General features: G+C 43.4%; 1 protein-coding gene and 1 pseudogene. Both read left to right on the top strand.

The features are described 5' to 3' along the window. A pseudogene (locus E5A76_RS08745) lies at positions 1-903 on the top strand (DUF11 domain-containing protein); the annotation flags it as partial. A gap of 199 nt (positions 904-1,102) precedes the next feature. Continuing rightward, positions 1,103-4,791, top strand: a 3,689-nt coding sequence (locus E5A76_RS08740) for a GEVED domain-containing protein (protein WP_262383646.1), incomplete at its 3' end; no start/stop codon positions are given.

Below are 4,791 nucleotides of genomic sequence, written 5' to 3'. Positions count from 1 at the left end.
AAACAAGCAGATTGGATCGATATCAGTGAAGCGGATGTTACCTTGATCCCCCAAGTGAGCAGTAACAGTGTGATAGACAGTCAAATGGCAGTGAATGCCAGTGCCGGGGATGAAATCTTTGGCTTAGATTTTGGTAAAGTGCGCGAGCCACGGATGGAGCCCGATAACTTCAGTGAAGCGACCCCGGGGAGTGTGGTGTTCTTCCCGCATAAATTTACCGCCGCCACCGCAGGTAACGTGAACTTCAATGTGATTAATCCAAGCACGTCACCGACAAACACCGCCTGGAGTACTGTGTTGTATCACGATGTGGATTGTGATGGCACATTAAATGGGGTGGAAGCACAAGTGGTGAACCCGGTAGCGGTGAGTGGCAACAGTACGATTTGTTTACTGAGCAAAGTGACGGTACCGGCCAATGCGACCTTAAATGCACATTATCACTATGACATAGAAGCGAACATGGTCTTTGCTGATACCACGGGCACAGGGCATGGCATTACCCGCCTTGTGTTGGATAAAGATACTGTCAGGGCGATATTCAGTGGTTCAGGGGAATTACGCTTAGAGAAAACGGTACGCAATGTGACCCAAAACGGTCCAGTGACTACCAGTAACCAAGGGCGCCCTGGGGATGTTGTGGAGTACGTAGTGACCTTTACCAACATGGGCGTTGGTGATCTCACCGATGTGAAGATATTTGATTCAACCCCGGATTTTACCGAGCTGTCACAGACGGTGCAGTGCAGTGATGGGACAGTACCAGCTTCACTAACTTGTAATGCTGTTACCAGTGATGGCACCAATAGTTCTGGTTATCAAGGCAATATTACGTGGGAAATGACAGGGAGCTTGGCGGCAGGAGAGTCGGGCACAGTAGTATACCGTGTGTCTATTCAATAATTGGAATAAAAACAATTAACCAAAGGACACTGGTTAATTGTTTTTAGACGTTGGTTTTATTTAAAAGGAATGGAACTTGCTATTGATTAATATAGGATTGTTTTCAATGGAAAATATTCTTATGTATTTTTTATAATAATCTTGTTTTTGATATTGATATTCTTTTTTTAGTATATTTGATTAATAATGAGGGAGTGATATGAATATTATTTTTCGATATTTAAGAAAAATATATATATTATTTATCGCTATGTTTTCTCATTATTTGTTTGCAGTTCCTATTTATTGGACAGATTGGCAATCGGGAAATGCTGGAGCAGGTACTGCATCAGGGCAAATTATTACAGCAAGCTCGACAGTAACTGTTTCTTACTCACAACCTAATGGTTATAGCTTTATTTTAACGGGAACAGGTACCGATTACTGGGTTAACCAAGGTGGTGCAAGAGATCCTGCGACGTCGCCTTTTACCAGTAGTTTCGTAGATAATATCCCTACAGCTAGTGAAATTATTGGATTATCTAGGCAGGGTGTAAATACACTGACATTTTCAGAACCTATTGCTAATCCTGTTTTTTGTTTTGTGAGTTTAAATGGTAACGGGTATTCATTTGATCGAGACTTTGAAATACTAAGTCAAACGGGTAATGGGAATGCTTGTGGTTATTGGGGGTGTGGTAACGTTATTAAGCAAATCGTTGGTCCACAATACCAATTAAATGCGACAAGTGGGGAGCCACATGGTTGTATTCGCTTTACAGAAGAAGCTGCATTTTCAACTGTATCTTGGACAAGTCAAAGTAATGAAACATGGAATGGTTTTACTTTAGGGATACAGGGAACAGAAGCTGAGGTGTTCGCTGAAAAGGATTATGGTGATGCACCTGATACATCAGCGGCAACGGGTAACGGTGATTATCAAACATTAGATGCTAATAACGGTGCAAGCCACGCTATTGTGGATACAGATTCAGATACTCAGGTTGATATTACATTAGGTACGTTATGGGATGGCGATGATGCAGGTAATGATGGAACATTACAAAATGTAGCAGCTACAGCTGATGATCTTGATAATATTGATGATGAAGATGGTGTGTCATGGACGGGAAGTTTTATTCGAGGAGGTAGTAATAATCTTTCTGTCACTATAACTAAAGATCCAGAATCAACGTTAACTGGATTAAGGCTTTATGCGTGGGTGGATTGGAACCAAGATGGCGATTGGAATGATGCTAGTGAACAAGTCATTTCTGATGTTGCAGCAACCTCTTCAACGCAGAGTTATCCTATTCCGATTCCCTCGACAGCGACTTTAGGTAATACCTATCTTCGAGCTCGTGTTTGTTCTGATGCTGATTGTAATACTCCCAATGGTGCAGCAGATGATGGTGAAGTCGAGGATTATTTACTTACTGTCGTCGCTCCCCAAATATCTGGTTTTGTATTTAATGATAATGGTAGTGGTGGTGGTACTGCTACAAATGGTACGAAGGATGGTGGTGAATCTGGATTAGGAGTTGCTGTTCCTGTTGTCGCCTATAATACAGCGACTGGGCAGTGTTATGCTACAAATGCGGACGCAACGACGGGAGCATACACTATTTCTGGAGGTGTAGCTGGTACTTACCAAGTTTATGAAGCCATTAATGAAACTAATATTGCCTCGCCGACCTGTCCACCCACACAATCAACATTAAATACAGCTACAGGTGCTTATTCTGGTGGCACTATTGGCGATCCTAATAACTTTCACTCTAGTTCTGCAAATGTAGTCTCTGTTACTGCTGGTGTAGTATCAAATGTGAACTTTGGCGATTTTGCGATCACACCTTATCCTACGTGTAGTTCTGATGCCTATCTATTAAGAAACAATCCAACAGACATTACTGGTGTAAACCTCGCAACAGGTGTAGTGACACCATTATTTAATGATGTATTACCAAGTGGAACTGGGGTATTTGGTGGTACTGGCTATAACGTTATTACTAATACATTATTTGGTGATAATACGAATAATGACAATACCGTGTTGATGGTTGATGGGGCTGGTAATGCTTTTGTACTCCCTATTACTGGCAGTACGATGACGGTTGGTAATTATAACAGTGGCGATATCGATGATGATGGAGTGCTGTTATTAATGACAAGTAGCGGTACATCATTATTCAAAATTGATGTAAATCCTAATAGTACGACCTATTTACAGCAAATAGCAGAAATAGCGGTTTCTGCTCCAGTAATGGCGGATATGGCAATCAACCCTGTTGATAATATGCTGTATACATTAACACCATCAGGAAGTTTAGTACGTTTCGATCCAACGACGGGGGCGAGAACCAATTTAGGCTCAGTTGGCACTGAGGGTGTTACAAGTGTTGGTTGGGGGGCTGTGTATTTTGATGATCAAGGCTTCTTATATGCCTCTCAAAACCCTAGCCCTGGTCGTATTGTTCGGATTGATATATCTAACCCTACACTACCAGCAAATAGCTATGTTGCTGTTGATTTTACTCAGATGAATGCTTCAACCTCGCAAAATGATGGTGCTCGCTGTCGTTTCGCTGATTTACCATTGGATTGGGCTGATGCTCCCATAGTTGATGGTTATGCGACTGAATTGGTGGATGATGGTCCTCGTCACCTAACTGACATTGGTGTGCCATATTTAGGCGCTAACAACCCCGATAATGAAAATGATGGTCAACCAACAGCTACCGCTAACGGGGATGATACTAATGGCTTAACCCCTGATGATGAAGATGGCTTTACTCAACCGTCGATTACCACGGTACTTACAGGGGGGGATAATGTTGCCCTTACTGTACCTGTGGTGACATCGGGTAACGATAATCTCTATGGTTGGATTGATTTTGACCTTGATGGGGTGTTCAGTAACGATGAAACTGCCACGGTTGCCGTGACCGCCTCTGGTAACAGTACTCTGAATTTCACCGTCCCTGCGGATGTGCAAATCTTTGATAGTTTTGCCCGTTTACGGATTTGTTCCAGTGGTGAAACCTGTAATCTTGCCACGGGTAGTTCAGGTGATGGGGAAGTGGAAGATCACCCTATCTCACTGATGCCACCGGGTGATTTAGCCTTAATGCTTGATATGCAGCCGAGTGTTAATGCGACCTTGGGGATCCCATTTAATGTGGTGGTCAGTGTTGAAAATATGGGCACGACGCTCGCTTTAAATACCCAAGTTTATTTACCTATTCCTGCTGGTTATAGCTTTGTTAAAGCTTATGCCGGGGATGGGATGACTGAAATTACAACTTATGATCCGGTCACTGGTATTTTAGATGTGGGTACGGTGGGATTTGGGTTTAATGATTATGCGGTGATCCGCTTAGCACCGCAGTCATTAACAGCCCCTGCGATTAATGCTGAAATCAGCCAAGCGAGTATCAATGATATTGATTCCACCCCGAACAATGGGTTTGGTAATGGTGAAGATGATACCGATGTAGTGACCCCGGTTATTACTAACACGCTACAGCCTAATGTGTGTGATGCACCTGTGGTGTATGAAGGGGGGGATGCTTACCTTGCCGCCAATGGTGAATATATCGTGACAACGAGTACACCGAATCAGGCAGGGTATTTATGGAGCCTGGGCTATATCGATTTAAACCGCACCATGTACGCAGAGTTGGCGGTATATCTCGGTGATCGCAGTGCCAACACAGGGGGGCCTGCGGGTGAAGCTGGCGCTGATGGGATGACCTTTGTCCTCTCTGCTGATCCGCGTGATTTAAATGCGGTGGGGGATTTTGGTGGCGGACTCGGTGTTGACAATATCTTTGGTGGACAGCGTGTTCAACCATCCATTGTGTTTGAATTTGATACCTTTGATAACACTTTCCTTGGCGCTACTGATGA

Source organism: Photobacterium lucens (assembly GCF_009873615.1).
In the GTDB taxonomy this organism is placed as follows: domain Bacteria; phylum Pseudomonadota; class Gammaproteobacteria; order Enterobacterales; family Vibrionaceae; genus Photobacterium; species Photobacterium lucens.
This window is presented reverse-complemented; position numbering and strand designations above follow the sequence as displayed.